Raw genomic sequence first — 23,418 nt, forward strand, 5'->3', positions numbered from 1 at the left:
AGGGTTCGCAGGTTGCCCATGTTTCGGTTGCCTGTCGATGCCGAACGGTCCGGTCGCCCTTTGTCGGGCGCAACTCGGTCAAGCCAATATTTATGCACAGCCCGCGCGTCGTCGCGCGTGATCTCGCTCATCGGCTTATCGGCGACCAGGCCGATGAAGACATCGACGCTCATTTCGCGCTTTGCCTTCCAGCGCTTCTTCTGGTCAGGGCTTTTGGTGCGGATTTCGTCGCGAGCAATCTCGTTGAAATAGAGCTTCAGCGCTTCCGATATCTTGTCGTCAGGGCGGGCGACGGTTCCGCCGACTGCGTCGACAGATGGTGATTTGGCAGGCTCCCCTATCGTGCTCTCGACCCGCTGCAGGATTGTATCGAGCGGCTCAGCGACAAGGATCTCGGCGAGCGGCCGATAGACGAATCCCAGCGACTCGGCGCGCTTGATGGCTTGGTGGTATCGGGCGCGCGCTGCCTGTGGATTTTCACCCAGCATCAACGAAGCCCACAAAGCATTGTCAGCAGCCTCGTGGAGATCTCGGGCAGTGCGGGCCTTTATGCGGTCAGTGGTGCCGAGGGCGCGGCGCACCAACACACCACGCTCGTCGAGGTCCCGGACCACCCTGGGCACCCGGCGGTAGTAGTGGAAATGATCGCCCCTCAGTTGCAGGAAGCGGTCAGGATCATGCTCTTCGCGTCGTCTTCCCACGCCCCAAATCACCATTTGCATCACAATAGGTAACGCAACTGGTAACACAAAATAGCCAACAGTCGCAAGGCCAATCGCCAGATACTCAAAATTCTATAATAGATTCAATGATTTAGTGAAGGTGCTGATGGTACCGTTGGCTGGGATCGAACCAGCGACCTCCGGATCCACAATCCGGCGCTCTAACCATCTGAGCTACAACGGCACGTTTGCTGAGCCAGACCAAGGTGGAAAGTTCACTTTCCGTGATCCGCTCTGTCGTTCGGCGATGCGTCCTTACGGGCTAACGGATCTTAATTCAAGACTTTTGCAAGGCAAAGGTCGCTTCCCCACAAACAGCATCGACTTTTCGCCGGGCAAAGAAAAAGGCCGGCGGGAGGAGGTGCCGGCCTTTTCCTGTTACGAGCCAGCGGGAGGAGGTGCTGGCTGGTCACCCCGAGGAGCAGAGGGAGGAGGTTCCGCTCGCCGGGTATTCCTTGATGGCTGCCATTATACGCCTGATCGTTTTTAAGAAAATGCGACCTTTTGTTGCATCTTCAGATCATGCGTAAATGTTAGGCAACCTTGATTTCCTTCATCGCCTTCTCGAAGGCGGTCTTGATCGGCTTGGAGACGTCCTCTGCCGCCTTGGAGGCGACGGTCTGGAAGTCCTTGGCCTGCTCGACGGTCATTTCGACGCGCTTGCGCAGGAAGGCGGTCTGCAGCTCGACGACTTCCGACAGCGACTTGGCGCCGATCAGGGCTTCGAGATGCGAGAAACCAGCCTCGGCATTGGCGCGGAGAGCGGAAATGGTCTTGAGCGACAGGTCGCTGGAAACGGTCTTGGCGGTCTCGTAGGTCGACTCCAGAGCCTTCTGGGTCTCCTCGGCACCGGTCTTCAGCTTGGCATAGGCTTCCTTCGACTGCTCAACGCCCTTTTCGGCGAAAGCGCGCATCTGGTCAGTGGCCTTGGAAGCGTCGAAGCTCGGGAATTCAACGTTTTCGATCGTGTCGGCAGTTTTGGTCCTGGACATTTTCCATCCTTTTCAGCGTCAGCGGCTTTGACAGAAAGCCGTCTCGTTCATGTATGATGGCAATATAAAGGCAAATTTTGTGCATTGCAATATCTTTGTTGCAGTGCACCATAAGTTTCTTTGGGCCGTTAACCAAGAGCCCAAATTCCAGCCTTTGCACGTTCTGGCTTGTGGACCTTCGCGCCGCCGGCTTTTATTAACAAAGCGTTAACCGCAATTTGCCGCTCCGTGAGGGTTCGCCAAGCGCATGCCGTCCGAATATTCCTTCCTTGACGTCGCCGTGCTCGACGCGGTCCGCCAGCGCTTTGCCGCCGGCGACGCGATCGCGATTCTTTCGACGGATCTGGAGCAGGTGATCTGGGCCAATGGGCCAGGAGCCGCAGTGTTCGGCTACCCCGATATCGAGGCGATCATCGGCGCCTCCGCGCAGCTGCCGCTGATCGCCAGACGCCAGATCATGGCGACCAGCGGATTTCCAGAGATCGGCCGCGACCGCGCCATCATGGTGCGGCTGGCAACCGGCATGACCAGCCGTGCCGTCGGCTTCCTGGCCAGTGCCGTGACCATGCCGGACGACGAAAAGGCGATCATGCTGACCGTGCCGGCGGCACAGACGGGCTCGCGCAGCGCCAGCGAAATTGCCGCTCGCGCCATCGGCGGCCTTACCGAAGACGGCCATTTCATTGCCTTTGTCGATGCCGCAGGCAACGTCGAGGCCGCCTCGGAAGGATTTTCGGCACTGGGCATCTTGCCGGAGACGCTGGCGGCGCTGGTTGCCGACGTCGCGGATGGGAGCGAGCGGATCGTCAAGCGCCTCGTTCCCGGCGGCGCGACCTCCTATCCGGCAGGGCTGGCAAGATTGACCGAGGAACGGCATCTGCTGGTGGTGATCGACGAGGACCAACTTGACGGCAAGGCTCCTGCCGAAGACAGCGTCGTGGAAGCGCAAGCGCCAGCCCAAGTAGAAACCGCGGCTGCGGAAAGCACGATTGCCCAGCCGGAACCGTCCCAGCACAACAGACCGGCAATCGACATCGAACACCCGGCCGTGGACGAACCTAGCGTTCCGGAAGCCGCCGAGATTATCCCGATGCCGACAGCGCCTGAGAATGCCGATCCAGCCGGGCAGCCGGCGGAGGCGGCGGATAACGACCCGGGGACTGCCGGCGCTACGCCAGCGCAGCACGATCATTGGTACTTCAATGCCGGTGAGGAGGATGCGCAACAGACCGACCGGGCCGCTGCAGCCGAGACTGTTGAGCCCCCTGCCGCCGTCGCGGAGGGTGCGGCGGAAAATCCGACGCAGCACGATACCAAGGCCGCCCCGGTCGAACGCCCGGCCGTGCGATCGATCGACCGCACGGCTGCGCCGCTGCGCTTCGTCTGGCGCACCGATGCCGAAGGCAAGTTCAGCACGCTGTCTCCGGAATTCGCCAACATTGTCGGCAAGCCGGCCGCCGATGTCATCGGCCGGCGCTTCAGGGATGTGGCGGCCACCTTCGGCCTCGATCCCTCCGGTGAGATCGCCGGCTTGCTGGAACGACGCGATACCTGGTCCGGCCGCTCCGTGCTGTGGCCCGTCGCCGGCACCGATCTGAAGATCCCTGTCGACCTGGCGGCGCTGCCTGTCTATGGCCGCAGCCGTGCCTTTGAAGGCTTCCGCGGCTTCGGCGTTGCCCGGGCCAGTGACGCGGTCGTCGATCCGGAAGCCATCGGCATGGCGCTGGTGCCCAACGGCAAGGCCCCGGCGACACCCGAGCCGCAAGCCGTCGAACCCGTACCTGAACAGCCGAAGGCTGAAGAGCCGACGGCCGAGGAGCCGAAGGCATCGGACCCGTTCAAGGGCGAGGTGCCGGCGCTAACCATCGTGCCGAAACCGGAGCGGCGCTTTGCCGACAAGGTGATCCGGCTGGCCGAACATCGCCAGCCAGCCAACGACAAGGGCCTGTCGACGCTGGAGCGCAGCGCGTTCCGCGAGATCGGCGAGCGGCTGAAGAAGGACAGTTCGCCCGCCGAGCCGCCAGAGGCCGAGAAGCCCAGCCTCGACAATCCCAGGGAACAGGCGACCGAGGCACCTGCCGAAGCTGTGGCGGACGTGCCGACGGCGGAGACGGAAGCTCCGGCAGTCGGCGAGATTCCGTCAACACTCGATGCCGCCTCCGAGACCGATGTCGATGCCGAGGACGAAGCGGACCTGGCGCGGCTTGACGGCGGTCACCCGGACGAAGCAGGTCATGAGGAACCCTCCGACACCCTGCCGGGCTCGTTGCTCGACTATGCCGACCGTGATGACGGACGCGGTCCTGTCGCGGACAACAGTGACCTGGCCCCGGTTTCCGAACCGGTGACGGCGCAACCAGAATTGACCGAGCCCGTCGCCACCGGCGAAGAGCCTGAAGCCACTGACGCGACACATGACTCCGTCGATGACGACAGCATGACATCGGCAGATTTTCGCGACGCCGAGGACAGTGAAGATTGGGTGCAGCCCGACGAGGAAGCCGCGGCCCCTGACGAACCGGCGGTTGCCTCCGCCGAGGCACGCGTCGAGCGCCCACGCCTTAAAGTGCCGCCGCTCAAGGTCGAAGGGTTCGTGCCGTCGGCCTTTTCGGCCGGAGATGAGCACAAGGCTCCCGATACCTCGCTTCTGAGCAAGCTGCCGGTGCCGTTGCTCATCCATTCCGGCGACCAGTTGCACTATGCGAACGAGGAATTCCTCAACCTGACCGGCTATGAGGCGCTCGACGACCTGGCGGATGCCGGCGGCCTCGGCGCGCTGTTTGCCGACCCCTACGCCGACGATGGCACCTCCGACGGCACCGATCGCGCGTTGCGACTGAAGACACGTGATAGGCAGGAATTCCCGATCGAGGCGATTTTGCGCTCTGTCCCCTGGCGTGACGGCAAGGCATTGATGCTGGTCGTGCGCCGCTCCGGCGAGGATGACGCGCCGGCGACCCTGCATGTGGTTGGCGACGAGCAGACGCAGCCCGACATTCCCGAGCTGAAGGCACGCATCGCCGAGATGCGCACCATCATCGACACCGCCACCGACGGCGTCGTGCTGATCGGTCGTGACGGCAGCATCCGCTCGATCAGCCGGCCGGCCGAGGCGCTGTTCGGCTTCGACAGCGACGAAGTGACCGGCAAGCCGTTCGCTTCGCTGTTCGCGATCGAAAGCCAGCGCGCGGCGCGCGACTATCTCAACGGACTGTCCGAGCCCGGTGTGGCGAGCGTGATGAATGACGGCCGCGAGGTGATCGGGCGCGAGGCGCAGGGGCGCTTCATCCCGTTGTTCATGACCATCGGCCGGCTGCCCAACGACAGCGGCTTCTGTGCCGTCGTGCGCGACATCACACAATGGAAACGGGCCGAAGAGGACCTGACGCAAGCACGCGCGGTGGCCGAGCGCGCGTCCTCGCAAAAGACCGATTTCCTCGCGCGCATCAGCCACGAGATCCGCACCCCGCTCAATGCCATCATCGGCTTTTCCGAATTGATGGTCGACGAGAAATTCGGTCCGGTCGCCAATGACCGCTACCGCGACTATCTGCGCGACATCAACCGCTCTGGCAACCATGTGCTCGACCTCGTCAACGACCTGCTCGACATTTCGAAAATCGAGGCTGGCCAGCAGGAGATGGCCTACGAGGCGGTGTCGCTCAACGACACGCTGGCCGAGACCGTGGCGATGATGCAGCCGCAGGCCAACCGCGAGCGCGTCATCATCCGCTCCAGCTTCGCTTCGCGGCTGCCGGAAGTGGTGGCCGACCTGCGCAGCGTGCGCCAGATCGCGCTCAACATCCTGTCGAACGCCATTCGTTACACGCAGGCCGGCGGCCAGGTGATCGTCTCGACCGCCTATGAGACATCAGGCGACGTCGTCATGCGGGTGCGCGACACCGGCATCGGCATGAGCCAGGCCGAGATCGAGCAGGCACTGAAGCCGTTCAAGCAGATCAACGCGCTGAAGCGCGGGCGCGGCGACGGCACGGGGCTTGGATTGCCTTTGACCAAGGCGATGGTGGAAGCCAACCGCGCCCGGTTCACCATCAACTCGACACCGGGTGAAGGCACCCTGGTCGAGGTCGCGTTTCCGTCGACCCGCGTGCTCGCGGAATAGGCCGTGGACCCATGAATATGGTCGAGGAGCGCAAAGGTCGCCTCCGGCTGAGCGGCTTGACATGGCAACTCGCAGCCGTTTCGGCGTCCTTCGGATATAGCGTATCTGCTCGGATCGGTTGCCTGGCGCCACAACCAGACTTTGCGGTTCCAGATCATAGGCACAGTAGCCGATTCAGGCTCGATGCCGTGATCGTCTCGACCTGACGGTCAGAATGGCAACAAGCAGGCAAACGGCCAGAACCATAAAGGGCGGCATTGCATGAGCGTACTCGCCATGGAGTATCACCGTCCCCGCAGCGGCCAGCATGACGGCACTCCCGAGCAGCGATCCGTAGAGGCGGAGAGGCCTGAAGATCAGCATGACAGCAGTCGTGAATTCGAAGATTGCCGTTAGATAGTGGAAGCTTTGCGGATAACCCCACCGGGCGTAGTCCGCGGCAATCTCGGCAGTGACGAAGGTGTTCCCGTAGGCTCCAACCAGGAAGAACGCCGCAAGCAGCCAAGCGGCTCCGTTTCCCCAACGAATTTCAGGCATGGACGGCCATTCTCCACAGGATTTTGGTCATCAACAGGCTGACCGCAGACATGCCGCGCTTTTCAAGGCGACGCGGGTTGAAGAGCGAGTACGCGACTCGCCAAACGCCAGCCATCCGGCGTCCGCTGGAGCCGATCCGTGTAGGTAACGCTCGCTACCGAGCCGTCCAACAGCAAGCCAAGGCCTTTCGACATCGCGTCGATCTCGTCGTTTGGGCCCTCCTGAACATATACGTTTGTCGTGTGATGGGCCTTGGCGTGGCCGTCCTGGCTTGCCATATGGCGGATCGCTTCAATTCCGGTGACGGGAGCAAATCCGAAAACGCTCGAGTCAAAGTGGGCATCCTCGGTGAAGACTTCGCCGAACCGGTCCCACGCGCGCTTGTCGACAAGGTGTCCCCAGAGCGACAGGATTTGATTGACCTCAATGATGTCGCTGATGGACGGTTTCACCGTTCATACTCCTTGAGTTGGGATGAGAGTCAAAATCCGGAACCTCTGGCCATCACCAGTTGATCAGTCCGTTAGTGTTGAAGAATTGGCCAGTCGGTCCAGCATCATCCAGCAAGGCGTATTTGACAGATGCCCGAACGCCGTCCTCGATCGTGACGTAGCCGCCACCTCTATTTAAATCCGTCATGACGTAGCCGGGGCAGACCGAGTTCACCTTGATCGGTGTATCGCGCAGTTCGAAGGCCAACTGTACGGTCAGCATGTTGAGCGCCGCCTTGGAGGCAGCATAGCCAAGCCATTTGATATCGGGCGATGGATTGGCGGGATCGCCATTCCACCAAAGAGACCCGACGCTGCTCGACAGGTTGACGATGCGGCCGCTGGCCGCCTTGCGGATGAGCGGCAACAGTTTCTGCGTCACGAGCACGGTGCCGATGAAATTGACCTCATACGTTTCACGCAGGGTCTGCGTTGGGGCCACGCTTGGAAAATCGTCGGTGTCGAGCAGCAGAATTCCGGCGTTGTTGATCAGGATGTCGAGCCTGCCGAATTGTTCATCGATTGTTGATGCGGCTGCGTCGATGGTTTCCGGTCGATTGAGGTCGATCTCGATTGCCTCGACCGCCAACCCTTCCGCGCGTAGTGCTTCAGCCCTCTCCTGGCCAGTTGCAAGATCGCGTGCGCCCAGCAGGACAAACACTCCGTTTCGCGCAAGTTGGCGAACCGTTTCAAAGCCAAGACCGCGGGTCGCGCCCGTTACGAGCGCAATCTTTTCGTATGTGGACATCCATATCTCCAACGAGCGTGCCCCTCATGGGCAGCGCCTTTTCGCAAGCTGCCTAGCAGCGGGCGCTGGATCGCATGGAATTTTATGTCTGTCAACGACAAATGTCACTCAGTGCCATTTGTCTCGAAATGCACGACGGTGGCGGCCTGGTCGAAGATATCGGGGAGTGACATTCCCTCTCGTCCTTCTACCCAGCTGCTGATTGTCGCCCGAATGAGCGCGAAAACGGTTCCTGATACCGTATAGGCGACAACACCGGGGAGCCGACACGGTCTGTCCGGTGAGGCCAGAATTCGAGCGACTTCGTCGATCAGCTCAGCGATCATCTGTTCCTTGCGCGCGGAAATGCTCCTGTTGGAACGGATCGCAGTCTCGATGGCGAGGAAGAAACGAGATTTCTCCTCGAAAACCGCGAGCATCGCCCGCGCTGAGGCGAGAAGCGCGACAACCGGCGGCTCCGACTTGAGCCGCTCCTCGAGTTCCTCCCGGATGATCGTCATACCGTCCTGCACCCAGCTGACGATCACATCTTCCTTGGTCGGGAAATAGCGCAACAGGGTACGAGGCGAAACGCCGACAGCGGCAGCGATATCGGCAACAGTAGTCGCCTCAAACCCGCGCTTGTGGATCAAGTCCAGCCCAGCCTCAAGCAACTGAGTCCGCGTGCGATCCTTCTTGTCTTCCCGAAGACCCAAGATTTTCTCCACACCGAAATGAGTAGAATTTCTTTTTGACACGCAATGCCATTTGTCGTCCAGAGACAGAAAATTGGAGGTGATTGCGGGCAACACTCAAGCAATTGCGGCATAGTCAAACCTTGGCCTGGAACCCAGCCCTGGAATCATAAAGAATTTCCAAGGGAGGTCTGACTTGATTCACAAGGCCCTTGCGGGGCCTTCGATGACCTATCGCCAGTCACCTGACTGATTTCCAATGGAGGATCATCCAGCCCTATATCGCCGGACAAGCTACTTGGTGTTGCACGTGTTCCGTCCTGTTCGATGTGGTTGGAGCACAAAGAAAAGGCGCCCAAGAGGACGCCTTAAGAGATGGGATTGCTGTCACAACGGGGCTTGAGCGAATTCAGATCCTCGGGGGCTGAGGAACGGGATTTCTCCCTCAAGTTACGTGCGACTATCGACGCCGGGCCTTAACAACTCCTTACCGGGCTGCCAAAAAATTTACGAATGTGTACCACTCGTGAAATCTAGGTAAATTCTCGCGACATATTTGGTTAACCATGCCTGCCCGGTCACTCGGCCAGCTGCGGCAGGTTCTTGAACAGCTCCAGCGCCTCGGGGTTGGCGAGCGCTTCCTTGTTCTTGATGGCGCGGCCGTGCACCACGTCGCGCACCGCAAGCTCGGTGATCTTGCCGGACTTGGTGCGCGGGATGTCGGTGACGGCGACGATCTTGGCAGGCACGTGACGCGGGCTCGCCCCGCTGCGGATCTTGGAGCGGATGCGTTTTTCCAGATCGTCATCCAGTTTGACGCCCGTGGCCAGCCGAACGAACAGCACGACGCGCACGTCATTGTCGAAATCCTGGCCGATGCACAGTGCTTCCAGAATCTCGGGCATCTGTTCGACCTGGTTGTAGATCTCCGCCGTGCCGATGCGCACGCCGCCCGGGTTGAGCGTCGCGTCGGAACGGCCATGGATGATCATGCCGCCATGCGCGGTCCATTCGGCGAAATCGCCGTGACACCAGATATTGTCGAAACGCTCGAAATAGGCCGCCTGGTATTTCTTGCCCTCGGGATCGTTCCAGAAGCCGATCGGCATCGACGGAAACGCCTTGGTGCAGACCAGCTCGCCCTTCTCCTGGCGGATCGGTCTGCCATCGTCGTCCCAGACGTCGACGGCAAGGCCGAGGCCAGGCCCCTGGATTTCGCCGGTCCACACCGGCTGCGTCGGCACGCCGAGCACGAAGCAGGAGACGATGTCGGTGCCGCCGGAGACCGAGGCCAGGTGCACATCCTTCTTGATGCCGTCATAGACGAAGCGGAAATCCTCCGGCGACAGCGGCGACCCGGTGGAAGAAATCGCCCTCACGCTCGACAGATCATGCGTGCGGATCGGCTTGAGACCGGCCTTGCGCACGGAATCGATGAACTTGGCCGAGGTGCCGAAGAAGGTCATCTTCTCGGCATCGGCGAAGTCGAACAGCACATTGCCGTCGGGGTAAAAGGGCGAGCCGTCATAGAGCAGCAGCGTCGCGCCTGAAGCGAGCCCCGACACCAGCCAGTTCCACATCATCCAGCCGCAGGTGGTGAAGTAGAAGAAGCGGTCGCCGTCGGTGAGACCGGCATGCAGCCGATGTTCCTTGACATGCTGGATCAGCGTGCCGCCGGCCGAATGGACGATGCATTTGGGGATGCCGGTCGTTCCCGACGAGAACAGGATGTAAAGCGGATGCGCGAACGGCAGCCGCTCGAAAATGACGGGCTTGACGGCGAAGGGCGACAGCGCCTCTTCCATCGCCACCGCCTTGTCGATGATATCAGCGACATCGCCCGAGGTGCCGAGATAGTCGACGACCAAAACCTTGCGGACCGTGCCGAGCTTGGCCGCAACCGCCGCTATCTTGTCGGCGACCTCGATCGCCTTGCCATTGTACCAGTAGCCATCGGGCGCGATGAAGACGACAGGCTCGATCTGGCCGAAGCGGTCAAGCACGCCCTGCTCGCCGAAATCGGGAGAGCAGGACGACCAGACGGCACCTATCGAGGCGGCAGCCAGCATGGCGGCAACGGTCTCCGGCATGTTGGGCATCATCGCAGCGATGCGGTCGCCCTTCTTCACCTTGAGCGACAGGAAAAGCTGCTGCAGCCGCGAGGTCAGCGCATGCAGCTCATTCCAGGACAGCCGGCGCTCGACCTTGTCCTCGCCGCGAAAGACGATTGCCTCGCCCGAGCCGATCTTCTTCAGGAGATTCTCGGCGAAGTTCAGCGTCGCGTCGGGAAAAAAGGAGGCACCGGGCATCTTGTCGCCATCGACAAGCACGGGCTCGCCCCCATCGGTCCCCTTGTCGCCGACGATGCCGGAGAAATCCCAGACCAGGCTCCAGAACCCCTCGCGGTCCTCGACGGACCAGCGGTGAAGCTCCGAATACGAAGAAAACGCTGCGCCGGCTTTCACTGCCGCGGCCTTCATGAAAGCGGTCAAGGGTGCTGCATCAATCTGGTCTTGCGTCGGGGTCCAGAGCGGTACTTCGGCAGCCATGATCGTTCCTCCACGGTCGCCACCGCTTATGCATATCGCAGCGCAGCAGAGCAAGATTTTGTTCGGCCAATGCGACCAGATGTGCGCAAATGCCATCGCCGGGCCATAAAGACTTGAAATGCCTCAGCCCTAAGTCGTAGTGACGACTGGAGTTACACCCGTCGGGCGATTTTTGTCGGAATGGAAGCATACGGAGCGATATGCCATCATCTTTGATCCGGCGCGGGATATGGGCGATCGGCGCTGCCGTGATCGTCATCGCGTTGGTCGTTGCCGCCCTGCCGCTGATCGCCTCCACCCGCATCGTGCGCGACCGCATCGCCTGGGAAATGAGCGCGTGGAGCGGCTTTCGGGTCGCCATCGACGGCTCGCCCCGCATCGAGGTCTGGCCGAAATTCCGCGCGATCCTGACCGATGTGACGCTTTCGCAATGGACCGACACCGAGGCGCCGCCGGTGGTCGAGGCCGAACGGGTCGAGATTGACCTTTCCGCCATGGCGGCCTTGCGCGGCGACGTGGAGTTTTCGACGGCGCGGCTGGTGCGGCCGACGATCCGGGTCCAGCGAACGCCGGCAGGCTTTTTCCTGCCCGCCGTCCCGACCGGCGGGCGCATCACGCGTTCCATCGACACGGCGAGGGGCGTGGTCAATGCCGACCCCGCCAAGCCCGACCTCGACAAGCTGCCGGCCGACACCTTCGGCACGGTGGAGTTTCGCGACGGCCGCATGGTGGCGTCCATCGCCGGCAAGGACGTCGAGATCCTGAGCAGCTTGTCCGGCCAGGCGAATTGGGCCGCGATGAACAGCAATGCGACGCTGTCGGCAACAGGGATCTGGCGCGGCGAAAGCGTCGCCCTCGACGTCGCCTCGCCGAAACCGCTTGTGCTGTTTGCCGGCGGTACGGCGCCGATCACACTGTCCTTCAAGGCGGCGCCCGCCACCTTCTCGTTCGACGGCACGGCCAGCATGTCCGAAAATGCTTATTTCGACGGTCAAGCGAAATTCTCGGCACCTTCGCTGCGGCGTGTCCTGGAATGGTCGCAGGCCGGTATCGCTCCAGGTGCTGCTATCGGCTCGGTCAGCATTTCGAGCAAGATCACGGCGACCGCAGGGCGCGTCAAGTTCGACAACACCGCACTTGCCCTGGACAACAATCCGGGAATGGGCGCGCTGGACCTCACGCTCGGCGAGTCGCAGCCAGTGATCTCCGGCACGCTCGCCTTCGACACACTCGACCTCAGATCATTTCTGTCGGCCTTCACGCCGCTGGCGCCGACCGGAGGCGCAGGACCCGGCGACATCGATACAAGCTTTGCCGACAAGATCAACCTCGATCTCAGGCTGTCGGCAGCGCACGCCACGGCGGGGCCTATCCAGCTCGCCGACGTCGCCGCCACCGCCCAGGTCAAGGACGGTCTTTCCGTCTTCGATATCTCCGATGCCTCGGCGTTTGGCGGCAACATCCAGAGCAGCCTTCGCTTCGACCGCAAGCCGGAAGGCTCGCAGGTCGAGATCCGGCTGCTGGCGTCCGACATCGACAGCGGTGCTTTCGCCACGGCGGCCGGGATGACGCGGCTGGTGCCGGTCGGCACGGGGACCATCTCGGTGATCCTCAAGGGACCGGGCAGAACCTGGGATTCCATCTTCGACAATGCCGACGGCTCGGTCTCTGCGACCTTCGGACCGGGAGCGTTGAGCAAGCTCAACCTGCCTGCCTTCCTCAAGCATACCGAGCAAGGCGGCTTCTTCGCGCTCGACGACGTTTCCGACGGAACGCTGCCGATCGACGGTGCCGAGATCAAGGCCAGCATTTCGAAAGGCGTGGCGCGGATCGACAAGGCCGAAGCCAATTCGGCGAAGTACAAGCTCTGGCTGTCCGGGATCGCGTCCTACGCCGGACGGGGACTGGCCTTGTCCGGCGGCGTCATTCAGGCGGACCAGGCGGCAACGCAGACCAATGGCCAGCAAGGCCCCAACCAGTCGTCGTTCTTCGTCGGCGGGACGTGGAGCACGCCGTTCATTTCCCCGATCAGCCGTGGCGTTTCGGGGGAATAGGCCTCAGCCTCTTTGTCCCAAGGGAAAGCGCTACGCGCTTCCCGGGAAAACCGCTTCACACTTTTCCTGGAATTGCTTCAGCCGCGTTGTGCGGCCCGTTCGTCGAGTTGGCGCTGCACCTCACGCCGCTTGTTGGCGACCGAAGCGATGATGACGCCGACCGCAACAACGGCGATCAGGATGGTGCAGGCGGCGTTGATCTCCGGCGTCACGCCGAGGCGCACCTGGCTGTAGATCTTCATCGGCAGCGTTGTTGCTCCCGGCCCGGAGGTGAAGCTGGCGATGACCAGATCGTCGAGCGAAAGCGTAAAGGCCAGCATCCAGCCGGACACGATCGCCGGCATGATGACCGGCAGCGTGATCTGGAAGAAGGTCTTCACCGGCGTTGCGCCAAGATCCATCGCAGCTTCTTCCAACGAACGGTCGAAGCTGACCAGGCGCGACTGCACGACGACGGCGACGAAGCACATGGTGAGCGTAATGTGGGCGAGCGTGACGGTCAGGAAGCCGCGGTCGAGACCGATGGCGACAAAGAGCAGCAGCAGCGACAGGCCGGTGATGACTTCCGGCATGACCAGCGGCGCAAAGACCATGCCTGAAAACAGCAACCTGCCCCTGAACCGCGTGTAGCGGGTCAAGGTGAGCGCCGCCAGCGTGCCGAGCACGGTTGCCACCGTGGCCGAGATGACGCCGACGCGGGCCGTGACCCAGGTGGCGTCCATCAGGCCCTGGTTGTGGAACAGCGAGACGTACCATCTGGTCGAGAAACCGCCCCAGACGGTAACCAGTTTCGACTCGTTGAAGGAGAAGACGATGAGCAGAACGATCGGCAGGTACAGGAAGGCAAAGCCCAGCACGATCGAGGTGACGTTGAAGCGGCTCCAGGTGGTGTTCATTTGTCCTGCTCCTGGGCGCGCGCCTGGGCCCGCTGGAAAAGCACGATCGGCACGGTCAAAAGCAGCAGCAGGATGACGGCCACCGCCGACGACACCGGCCAGTCACGATTGGCGAAGAACTCGTTCCACAGCGTCTTGCCGATCATCAGCGTCTGCGATCCACCGAGCAAATCGGGAATGACGAACTCGCCGACGGCGGGGATGAACACCAGCAGGCAACCAGCGATGACACCGGGGAGCGACAGCGGAAAGGTGATCTTCCAGAACGCGCTGGTCGGCGGGCAGCCAAGATCCTTGGCGGCCTCGATCAGCGAATAATCCATCTTTTCCAGCGACGAATAGAGCGGCAGCACCATGAACGGCAGGTAGGAATAGACGATGCCGATGAAGATCGCCGTGTAGGTGTTGAGGATGATCAAGGGCTGGCTGATGACGCCTGTGGCAAGCAGCAGCTGGTTGAGCAGCCCCTCGGGCTTGAGGATGCCGATCCAGGCATAAACGCGGATCAGGAACGAGGTCCAGAACGGCAGGATCACCAGCATCAGCAGCGTTGGCCGAATTGTAGCCGGCGCACGCGCCATGCCATAGGCGATCGGGTAGCCGACGATCAGCGTCAGGACAGTCGAGATCGCGGCAATGATGACGCTTGTCACGTAAGCGTTGAAGTAGAGGGCGTCCTGCGTCAGCCAGGCGTAGTTGTCGAAATTGAGCGCGCCAAAGCCGGCGAAAAATCCGGAGATGCCGTCGTTGAAGCCGAGCACCGGCGTGTAAGGCGGCATGGCGATCGCCGTCTGCGACAGCGAAATCTTGAAGACGATGATGAAGGGAATGAGGAAGAAAAAAAGCAGCCAGACATAGGGGATGATGATGACCAGGCGGCCAACGAAGGCCGCCCCCAGCCTGGCAACAATGGACTTGCCGGCATTGGTTGCCGGGGCTGATGCGGCGGTGACGGCGGCATTCGACATGACCGCCCCCTACCGCGTCAGCACGACGCCGGCGTCGGGCCGGAAGGAAACCCAGGCGCGGTCGTTCCAGCTCAGCGGATCCTCGGTGATGCGAGCCGCGTTCATGGTGCTTGCCCGCACCACCTGGCCGTCGTCGAGCCTGACATGGAAGACGGTCATGTCGCCGAGATAGGCGATGTCATAGACCTCGCCTTCGATGGCATTGACGGCCTCTGCCGGCTTCTTCGACGACACCTTGATCTTTTCCGGCCTGATGGCGAAGGTGACGGCGGCTCCGGCGGCGGCATTGCCGGCATTCTCCGTCCGAATGGTGATGCCGTTGCCGGCATCGATGCTGGCAGTGCCAGCCTCGCCGCGCGCGATCTTGCCCTCGAACATGTTCACATTGCCGACGAAACCGGCGACGAAGCGCGATCCGGGCGCCTCGTAGACTTCGGCTGGCGTCGCCACCTGCATCACCTCGCCTTTGTCGATAATGGCGATGCGATCGGCCATGGTCATCGCTTCTTCCTGATCGTGGGTAACGACGACGAAGGTCAGGCCGAGGTTCTGCTGCAGGTCCATCAGTTCGAACTGCGTTTCCTCGCGCAGCTTCTTGTCCAGCGCGCCGAGCGGCTCGTCGAGCAGCAGCACCTTCGGCCGCTTGGCGACCGAGCGGGCGAGCGCGACGCGCTGGCGCTGGCCACCCGACAATTGATGCGGCTTGCGCTTGGCGAACTGTTCGAGCTTGACCAGCTTCAGCATCTCGGCGACGCGGGACGCGATCTCGGGCTTCGGCATGCCGTCCTGCTTGAGGCCGAAGGCGATGTTGTTCTCGACCGTCATATGCGGGAACAGGGCATAGGACTGGAACATCATGTTGACCGGCCGGCGATAGGGCGGAATGCCACGCAGATCCTGGCCGTCGAGCAGGATGCGGCCGGCTGTCGGCTCCTCGAAGCCGGCGAGCATCCTGAGCAGTGTCGACTTTCCGCAGCCCGAGGCGCCGAGCAGGGCGAAGAACTCACGCTCGAAGATGGTCAGTGACAGATTGTTGACAGCGGTGAAGTCGCCGAACTTCTTGGTGACGTTGTCGAACTGGATGTATGGCTTGGCGTTCGGGTCGTTCCATGGCGCGAAATCCCTGCGGATGCTGCCAAGCGATTTCATGTCCCACTCCGTCCTGTTTCTTGCTTCTTGCCCCAGAAAGAATCGGTCCCGGCAGGTGACTGCCGGGACCGATCAGATTGCTTATTGGCCGGTGACGATCTTGGTCCAGCTGCGTGTAATCAGACGCTGGGTCTTGGGGTCGTAGGGAGAGACCGTGTAGAGCTTCTTTATCGTCTCGGCATCGGGATAGACGGAAGGATCATCCAACAGCGCCTTGTCGACGAACTGCTGCGAAGCCTTGTTGCCGTTGGCGTAGAGCACATAGTTCGACGATTTGGCGATCACTTCCGGCGTCATCATGTAGTTGATGAATTCGAGCGCCTCTGCGACATGCGGCGCATCGGCGGGGATCGCCATCTGGTCGAACCACATCTGGGCGCCTTCCTTCGGCACGGAATAGCCGATTTCCACGCCTTGCTTGGCCTCGACCGCGCGGTTGCGGGCCTGGAACACGTCACCCGACCAGCCGACAGCCAGGCAGATGTCGCCATTGGCGAGTGCGTTGATGTACTCCGAGGAGTGGAACTTTCTGATATAGGGCCGGACCTTGAGCAGGGCCTCCTCGGCCTTGGCGATATCGTCAGGCGAGGTGCTGTTGGGGTCGAGACCGAGATATTTCAGCGCCGCCGGGATGATGTCGGCCGGTGAATCCAGCACGTAGACGCCGCAGTCCTTCAGCTTGGCCAGACTGTCGGGATTGAAGAACACATCCCAGCTGTCGATCTTGTCGGTGCCGAGTGCTGCCTGCACTTTCTTGATGTTGTAGCCGAGACCAACCGTGCCCCACATGTAGTTGACCGAGTATTCGTTGCCGGGGTCGTATTTGGCGGTTCGCTCCGTAACCGTGTCCCACATGTTGGAAATGTTTGGCAATTTCGACTTGTCGAGCTTCTGGAACACACCGGCCTGGATCTGGCGCGCGAGGAAGTTGCCGCTGGGCACGACGACGTCATAGCCGCTGCCGCCGGCAAGCAGCTTGGTTTCCAGGATTTCGTTGGAATCGAAGGTGTCGTAGACGACCTTGATGCCGGTTTGCTTGGTGAAATCATCGATGATCGAACTGTCGATATAATCCGACCAGTTAAAGACGTTGACGACGCGGTCTTCGGCATGGCCGCCGGCGGTGAAAAGCGTCAGAAATACCGAGGTCGCCGAAAGCCAGAGCGCTTTGCGGATCATGCTATTCTCCTTTGATGAGTGTTCCTTCGCCGGCTCGTCGCGGACCCCACGCGGCCGGGCATTTGTTTCAGACTATTGAGCTTCCCAGCAAGCAACAAGCACGAACTGCCGACATTATGCAGGCGGTTCGATAGGCGGCGGGTGGTGGCTTTGTGTCCCTGTCGCGGCCTGGGAGGCGTGCGGGTGCCGTCAAGGGCTTTCGCCGTGGCGGGGGCAGAGATACGACGATGTGGTCCGGTCTCGATCTGACCGGCAGGGAGACTTGGCAAGATACGCCTGTCTTGTTGTTGCCGTAGTCTCAGCCTGCCCGCGCGGCAGCGAATTTGTCAATGGCAAAGCTGCACGCCGCATCAATTAGGCGATGGCACCCCGGTAACCCCGGCGCGCTCGGGCCGTGTCTGGCGCTTGAATTCGAGCCCGATATGAACGAGCAGCGCCGTCACCACCACCGCGCCGCCGATGATGGTGCGCCCCGACGGCACCTCGGAATGGACCAGCCAGACCCATATCGGGCCGAGGATCGGCTCGAACGTGCCGAGCAGTGCGGCGACGGCCGCCGGTATCAGCCGCGCGCCGGTGGCGAAGAAGGCAAGGCCAAGACCGAGATTGACCATGCCGAAGGCAAAGAGAAAGCCCATGTCACTGGCCGACACGGCGAATGTCGACGCCTGCGAGGCGGCAAAGCCCGCCGCAAGCATGGTGCCAAGGCAGGTTGCCGGCGTCATGCGCACGCCGGAAAACCGCCGGGTGATGACGGTGGCGATCGAGAACATGACCGCAATCAAGAGCGCCAGCCCGTCGCCTATCGGTGAGACAGCGCCATCAAGCGATTCTGACACCATGATGGCGACACCGGTGATGACGGCGGCAATCGCCAGCCAGGTCGCGACGGTCACCCTTTCGCGAAACAACGCCCAGGCAAGCAGCGCCGCCAGAAGCGGCACGCCGGCCTGCATCAGCAGGATGTTGGCGACGGTGGTGTAGGCAAGTGCGACGACGAATGCGGTCGATGCGGTAGCGAAGCAGACCCCGACGGCCAGGCCCGGCAGACCCATGTCGCGGAACAATTTCAGCGTGCCGCGCCAGCCGTCGCGCCAGGCCATGAAGCAGATCAGGAAGGCCGCTGCCCAGACGGAGCGCCAGAAAATAACCGTCCAACTGTCGCCGACGGTGATGAAGCGGGCAATGGTGCCGCCGAAACTCCACATCAGCGCCGAAAGGAACACCAAAAGCATGCCGACGCGTTCCTCGCGCGGCGAGACGGCTGATAGAACAACGCTCGGCGATGATGCTGTGTCGGTCATGGGCGCGACTGTCGGGCTTTTGTGGACGGGACGATGCGCAAGGGACGACAAAAAGATACTCCGTTCGCGTAACGCAAAGGCGAAGGCCGGGGGTGAGCCAGAGACCGACGACAATTGTGGCACCCAGCCCGGCATCACGGCTCATGTCGTCACTGGAAGTCGAAGGCACTCAAGCCCGTCACCATCTCGTCGAGGCCGAGCGGACGCGTCACCGGCGGCTCGGCGCGCGCCAGACAGCCGACGCGTTCGCAAAGCCGGCAGGCGGGTCCGACCGGCGTCGCCGTGACGCTGCCCGCCTTCGTGGTGGTTGCCGCACCGGGAAGTGCCGCGCCATAGACGATGTCGTCGCGAAAGCCGATGTCGCACCCAAGCAGCAGCGCCGTGCGGCGCGGACGCTCCGAGAAGGCGCCTTGCGGTCCTTCCAGCGTGCGGGCGATGCACAGGAACTCGGCGCCGTCGGGCATTTCCACCGCCTCGACGAAGATCTGCCCGGGCTGGGTGAAAGCGACATGCACGGGCAGCTTGGGACAGCCACCGCCGAAGCGGCTTTGCGGAAAGCCCTGGCTGCCGGCCTTGCGGAAGCGGTTGCCGGCATTGTCGACCTCCAGCATGAAGAACGGCACGCCCAGTGCGCCCTGCCGCTGCAGCATGGTCAGCCGGTTCGCGGCCTGTTCGAAAGAGACGCCGAAGCGCGAACGCAGAACGTCGATATCATAGCGGGCGCGCACGGCGGCCGCATGAAAGGCCTGATAGGGCATCATCAGCGCATGCGCGGCATAGCGGCCGAGTTCGAAGCGGGCAAGACGGCGAGCCTCGTCCGTGGTCAATTTGAGCGCCTGGATCTCGCCGGCGACCGCGACCGTCATGCGGATCAGGCAGGCCTCCATCGCGACTTCGCGCAGCTGGTCGAACGGAGACAGCCGTTCTGATAGGAACAGGCGCTGCGAGTGGCGATCATAGCGGCGGCGCCAGTTCGGCATGGTGGCGACCGGCAGCACCTTGACCACGATGCCGTATTCGCGCTTCAGCCAGGCCTTCAACGCGCCGAACAAATCGTCGCCGGGATCAAGCACCGAGGTGAACGCCGCGGCCTCTTCCTCGAGCGCCGCGAAATGGTTGGGCCGGCGCTCGAAGATCTCGTGCACCTCGTCGATCGGCAGGCGGGCGCCGGAAAGCGCGGTCGCCCGACCTTCGCGCGCCAAGAGCTCGTTGAGGTCGGACAGGCGCTCGGCCTGCTCGCGATAGGCGCGGAACAGTTTTATCACCGCCGCGGACGCGTTCGGCGCCGCCTCGGCAAGCTCGATCAATTCCTGATCTCCCGGCAGCTCACCGACCAGCAGAGGATCGGTGAACACTTCCTTCAAGGCAGCGACGGACCCCCTTGCCTCGCCCTGCAGTTCGTGCGGATCGACCTTGTAGACGGACGCCAGCTTGAGGATCAGCTGCACCGTCAGCGGCCGCTGGTTGCGCTCGATCAGGTTGAGATAGGAGGGTGAGATACCGAGCCCCTCGGCCATCGCCGTCTGCGTCAGGCCCTTGGCATTGCGGATGCGGCGGATGCGCGGCCCTGCAAAGATTTTCTGGTCAGCCATCGACTGTCCTTGACAAGAATTTACATAACTTTCACGGCAATCTCGCTGCGCCGCCTTTTACAATAATGACAAATTTACAGCGGCCCGCTGTCAAACGCAATACAGGTTTTCCCTTATGCTCGGTCGATTTTCTTGATTTTTCTGGCCAATTGCGCACCGCAATGTAAATTCAGTCATATTCCGGCGCGCAGATGATTGGTGCCCGGACACGGTGTAGCAATCCTTCGGAGTGACCCATGACTGATTTTTACAACCTCGTCCCATCGGCGCCGGAAGGCCGCTTCGACGGCATCGAACGGCCCTATTCTCCGGAGGATGTGAAGCGGCTGCGCGGTTCGGTGCAGATCCGCCAGAGCCTCGCCGAAATGGGCGCCAACCGGTTGTGGAAGCTCATCCACGAGGAGGACTTCGTCAACGCGCTCGGCGCCATGTCCGGCAACCAGGCGATGCAGCAGGTGCGCGCCGGGCTGAAGGCGATCTACCTGTCGGGCTGGCAGGTTGCCGCTGACGCCAACACGGCTGGCGCGATGTATCCGGACCAGTCGCTTTATCCGGCCAATGCGGCGCCCGAACTGGTCAAGCGCATCAACCGCACGCTGCAGCGCGCCGACCAGATCGAGACCTCCGAAGGCAACGGGCTTTCGGTCGAAACCTGGTTCGCGCCGATCGTCGCCGATGCGGAAGCCGGTTTCGGCGGGCCGCTCAACGCCTTCGAAATCATGAAGGCCTTCATCGAGGCGGGCGCGGCCGGCGTTCACTATGAGGACCAGCTGGCTTCGGAAAAGAAGTGCGGCCATCTCGGCGGCAAGGTGCTGATCCCGACTGCAGCGCACATCCGCAACCTCAACGCCGCGCGCCTGGCGGCGGACGTGATGGGCACGTCGACCCTGGTCGTCGCACGCACCGATGCGGAAGCGGCAAAATTGCTGACCTCCGATATCGACGAACGCGACCAGCCCTTCGTCGACTACGGCGCCGGGCGCACCGTGGAAGGCTTCTATCACGTCAGGAACGGCATCGAGCCCTGCATCGCCCGCGCCGTCGCCTATGCGCCTCACGCGGATCTGATCTGGTGCGAGACCTCGAAGCCCGACCTAGCGCAGGCCAAGAAATTCGCCGAGGGGGTGCGCAAGCATCACCCCGACAAGCTGCTCGCCTACAATTGCTCGCCATCGTTCAACTGGAAAAAGAACCTCGACGACGCGACGATCGCCAGGTTCCAGAAGGAGCTCGGCGCGATGGGCTACAAGTTCCAGTTCATCACGCTCGCCGGCTTCCACCAGCTCAACTACGGCATGTTCGAACTGGCTCGCGGCTACAAGGCACGGCAGATGGCGGCCTATTCCGAGTTGCAGGAGGCGGAGTTCGCGGCTGAGGCCAATGGCTACACCGCGACCAAGCACCAGCGCGAGGTCGGCACCGGCTATTTCGACGCCGTGTCGATGGCGATCACCGGCGGCCAGTCGTCGACCACCGCCATGCATGAATCGACCGAGCACGCGCAATTCAAGCCGGCCGCCGAATAGCGAAAGAAAACACAGAGGAAACGCCCAACAGGGCTTGGAACACAAGGAGAAGACCAATGGCATCGATAAGCCGTGTCAAGGAACGCGCCGAAGAACAGTCCACCACGATGACCGTCGACCAGCAAGCGACGATCCGCATGCTGGCCAACGATCTGCACCGCCTCAACCAGTCGGTGATGAAAGCGGTCGAGGCAGGCGTCTCGGTCGAGCTCGTGCGCTCGGCACGGCACCACGGCGGCGACGGCAACTGGGGCGATCTTTTGATCCCGGTGATCGTCACGCAGCAGAGCCACGGCTGATCGAACTTACACAACCGACACCTCACCTGCGCAGTCTCTGCGCAGGTGAATTTTCTTTTTATGAAACGCGCCCGTGGACAGTTCAGTACAGTAGCGTTGCTTGAAATTCACTGCTGCCGGAGATGATTTCGGGCCCTTTTATTTCAACTTGACATGGGCCGCGATCTCACGCCAATTGCTCCTGAGATTCAACTCTGCATTGAAATAGGGGCGAGCTTCTTGGCCGACTTGTGTGCCCATTGAACCGCGAAGGCGAGACTCCAAGACACCTGAATTTTGTTACCCGCGACTCGAACACCGAGATGATCCGCGATCCGTCGCGAGTGCTCGTCGTCGGCAGATCGCCAATCAATCGCGTGGTGATTTCGAAGATCGTCGAGCGATCCGGGCTCAAGCCAATCTCGGAATCTCCCGACATGGCGGCAAAGATCTTGCGGTCGCTCAGTCCCGGTGTGGTTGTCCTTGACGGCGGCGCCGACAACAAGGACTGCGACAGTCTGATGTCCAGCATCGACGCGTTGCGGCGGGCCTCCAGCAAATCGCTCCCGGCGGTGATCCTGCTTTCAACCAAGAATGGCACGCCGGAGAGCCTGGGCCTGTCGAGCGTCATCGACGTTGTGGTCGCCAAGCCGATTACACCCGAACGGCTGCAGCCAGTGATCGATCGGCTGCTCAGCCGCTAGAGCGGTTCATCGTTTCACGGAAACGCGGAACCACTCTGTCTCTTTGTTCTGACGCAATTCCGGACGGAAAACCGCTTCACACTTTTCCTGGAATTGCTTGAGATCTTGTTCTGACGCAATTCCGGACGGAAAACCGCTTCACACTTTTCCTGGAATTGCTTGAGATCAGCCCGGGTTGGCGATGCTTTCGACCAGTCCGGGCAGTTGTCCGAGATCGGATATCTGATGGAACCTGGGTTCGGCCACCGGAGCCTCGACATGCTCCAGCACCCAGGTCAGTTCATGCGGCACATGGACACCCCAACCGCCGGCCTCGATGGCCGGCACCACGTCCGACTTCAGCGAATTGCCGACCATCATGCTTTTTGCCGGACCATCGCCGTGGCGACTGAACAGGCGGGCATAGGTGGCGGCACTTTTGTCGCTGACGATCTCGACCGCGTCGAACAGATCGCCGAGGCCTGACCCAGCCAGCTTGCGCTCCTGGTCGAAGAGGTCGCCCTTGGTGATCAGCACAAGGCGGAATGCGCCGGCAAGCCTCTCGACAGTCTCGCGCGCATGCGGCAGGGCCTCGATCGGATGGCTCAGCATCTCGCGGCCGGCATCGAGAATCTCTGATATGACCGAAGCCGGCACGCGGCCTTGCGTGACCTCGATCGCCGTTTCGATCATCGACAGCGTAAATCCCTTGATGCCGAAGCCATAGACGGCAAGGTTACGTCTTTCGGCCTCCAGCAATCGTGCCGAGATGTGCTCAGCTTCGCCATGATCGGCAAGCATGGCGGCGAAGCGCTTCTCCGTCATGCGGAAGAACTGCTCGTTCTGCCAGAGCGTGTCGTCGGCATCGAAGCCGATCGTCGTCAGTTTGCTGTCGTGTGGCATTCAACGTCTCGATTGGATTGGGGCGGCCGAAACTAATCCGATTGGCGTGA

Annotated in this window: 18 protein-coding genes, 1 tRNA gene and 1 pseudogene; 5 read left to right on the top strand and 15 right to left on the bottom strand. The window is 61.8% G+C overall.

The window, feature by feature from the left end; translation table 11 throughout:
- The 3 genes and pseudogenes from B5V02_RS24845 to B5V02_RS24855 form a co-directional block, all read right to left on the bottom strand.
- Positions 1–701: pseudogene (locus tag B5V02_RS24845) on the bottom strand (integrase); the annotation flags it as partial.
- Positions 702–829: 128 nt separating this feature from the next.
- A tRNA-His gene (locus B5V02_RS24850) sits at positions 830–906 on the bottom strand.
- Between the two features lie 349 nt (positions 907–1,255).
- Positions 1,256–1,714, bottom strand: coding sequence for a phasin (locus B5V02_RS24855; RefSeq protein WP_095088547.1), 459 nt, complete (start codon positions 1,712–1,714; stop codon positions 1,256–1,258).
- A 247-nt stretch (positions 1,715–1,961) separates the two neighbouring features.
- Here B5V02_RS24855 and B5V02_RS24860 point away from each other — a divergent pair, with 247 nt between their 5' ends.
- Positions 1,962–5,837 carry a PAS domain S-box protein gene (locus B5V02_RS24860; protein ID WP_111546712.1) on the top strand — a complete coding sequence of 1,292 codons (3,876 nt, stop codon included), beginning with the start codon at positions 1,962–1,964 and terminating at the stop codon, positions 5,835–5,837.
- A 174-nt stretch (positions 5,838–6,011) separates the two neighbouring features.
- Here B5V02_RS24860 and B5V02_RS24865 read toward each other — a convergent pair whose 3' ends face one another.
- The 5 genes from B5V02_RS24865 to B5V02_RS24885 form a co-directional block, all read right to left on the bottom strand.
- Positions 6,012–6,374: a DoxX family protein gene (locus tag B5V02_RS24865; protein WP_111546713.1), complete on the bottom strand. Its 363-nt coding sequence runs from the start codon at positions 6,372–6,374 to the stop codon at positions 6,012–6,014.
- Between the two features lie 62 nt (positions 6,375–6,436).
- Positions 6,437–6,826, bottom strand: coding sequence for a nuclear transport factor 2 family protein (locus B5V02_RS24870; RefSeq protein WP_111546714.1), 390 nt, complete (start codon positions 6,824–6,826; stop codon positions 6,437–6,439).
- Between the two features lie 52 nt (positions 6,827–6,878).
- Entirely contained in the window at positions 6,879–7,613 is a 735-nt protein-coding gene (locus tag B5V02_RS24875) for an SDR family oxidoreductase (protein WP_111546815.1), read from the bottom strand.
- Between the two features lie 104 nt (positions 7,614–7,717).
- Positions 7,718–8,404 carry a TetR/AcrR family transcriptional regulator gene (locus B5V02_RS24880; protein ID WP_245446170.1) on the bottom strand — a complete coding sequence of 229 codons (687 nt, stop codon included), beginning with the start codon at positions 8,402–8,404 and terminating at the stop codon, positions 7,718–7,720.
- 461 nt (positions 8,405–8,865) lie between these two features.
- Entirely contained in the window at positions 8,866–10,836 is a 1,971-nt protein-coding gene (locus B5V02_RS24885) for an acetoacetate--CoA ligase (RefSeq protein WP_111546817.1), read from the bottom strand.
- Between the two features lie 200 nt (positions 10,837–11,036).
- Between B5V02_RS24885 and B5V02_RS24890 the strand changes: the two genes are divergently transcribed.
- Complete coding sequence (locus tag B5V02_RS24890; protein WP_111546715.1) at positions 11,037–12,890, top strand: AsmA family protein; 1,854 nt, start codon at positions 11,037–11,039, stop codon at positions 12,888–12,890.
- 77 nt (positions 12,891–12,967) lie between these two features.
- Here the strand turns inward: B5V02_RS24890 and B5V02_RS24895 are convergent, their stop codons facing one another.
- The 6 genes from B5V02_RS24895 to B5V02_RS24920 all read right to left on the bottom strand — a co-directional run bounded on the left by B5V02_RS24895 (position 12,968) and on the right by B5V02_RS24920 (position 19,978).
- Entirely contained in the window at positions 12,968–13,786 is an 819-nt protein-coding gene (locus B5V02_RS24895) for an ABC transporter permease (RefSeq protein ID WP_111546716.1), read from the bottom strand.
- A complete protein-coding gene (locus B5V02_RS24900; protein WP_111546717.1) occupies positions 13,783–14,754 on the bottom strand; it encodes an ABC transporter permease subunit in 972 nt (323 codons plus the stop codon). The genes B5V02_RS24895 and B5V02_RS24900 overlap by 4 nt, the downstream gene beginning before the upstream one ends.
- Before the next feature lie 9 nt (positions 14,755–14,763).
- Complete coding sequence (locus B5V02_RS24905) at positions 14,764–15,903, bottom strand: ABC transporter ATP-binding protein (protein ID WP_111546718.1); 1,140 nt, start codon at positions 15,901–15,903, stop codon at positions 14,764–14,766.
- Between the two features lie 81 nt (positions 15,904–15,984).
- Complete coding sequence (locus B5V02_RS24910) at positions 15,985–17,082, bottom strand: polyamine ABC transporter substrate-binding protein (RefSeq protein ID WP_111546719.1); 1,098 nt, start codon at positions 17,080–17,082, stop codon at positions 15,985–15,987.
- Positions 17,083–17,432: 350 nt separating this feature from the next.
- Entirely contained in the window at positions 17,433–18,386 is a 954-nt protein-coding gene (locus B5V02_RS24915; RefSeq protein ID WP_111546720.1) for a DMT family transporter, read from the bottom strand.
- A gap of 149 nt (positions 18,387–18,535) precedes the next feature.
- On the bottom strand, positions 18,536–19,978 hold the full coding sequence (locus B5V02_RS24920) for a helix-turn-helix domain-containing protein (RefSeq protein ID WP_111546721.1): 1,443 nt from the start codon (positions 19,976–19,978) through the stop codon (positions 18,536–18,538).
- 236 nt (positions 19,979–20,214) lie between these two features.
- On the opposite strand from B5V02_RS24920, the gene aceA reads away from it, so the two are divergent.
- The 3 genes from aceA (at position 20,215) to B5V02_RS24935 (ending at position 22,486) form a co-directional block, all read left to right on the top strand.
- Entirely contained in the window at positions 20,215–21,504 is a 1,290-nt protein-coding gene (aceA, locus tag B5V02_RS24925) for an isocitrate lyase (protein ID WP_111546722.1), read from the top strand.
- Positions 21,505–21,560: 56 nt separating this feature from the next.
- On the top strand, positions 21,561–21,803 hold the full coding sequence (locus B5V02_RS24930; protein ID WP_111546723.1) for an SMc00767 family acetate metabolism repressor: 243 nt from the start codon (positions 21,561–21,563) through the stop codon (positions 21,801–21,803).
- A 302-nt stretch (positions 21,804–22,105) separates the two neighbouring features.
- On the top strand, positions 22,106–22,486 hold the full coding sequence (locus tag B5V02_RS24935) for an ANTAR domain-containing protein (protein ID WP_245446171.1): 381 nt from the start codon (positions 22,106–22,108) through the stop codon (positions 22,484–22,486).
- A 165-nt stretch (positions 22,487–22,651) separates the two neighbouring features.
- Here B5V02_RS24935 and B5V02_RS24940 read toward each other — a convergent pair whose 3' ends face one another.
- Positions 22,652–23,368 (bottom strand): HAD family hydrolase, encoded by a 717-nt coding sequence (locus tag B5V02_RS24940; RefSeq protein ID WP_111546725.1) that lies wholly within the window; start codon positions 23,366–23,368, stop codon positions 22,652–22,654.
- Positions 23,369–23,418: the final 50 nt, after the last annotated feature.

Origin of the sequence: Mesorhizobium kowhaii (assembly GCF_003253745.1) — a bacterium.
Taxonomy (GTDB): domain Bacteria; phylum Pseudomonadota; class Alphaproteobacteria; order Rhizobiales; family Rhizobiaceae; genus Mesorhizobium; species Mesorhizobium kowhaii.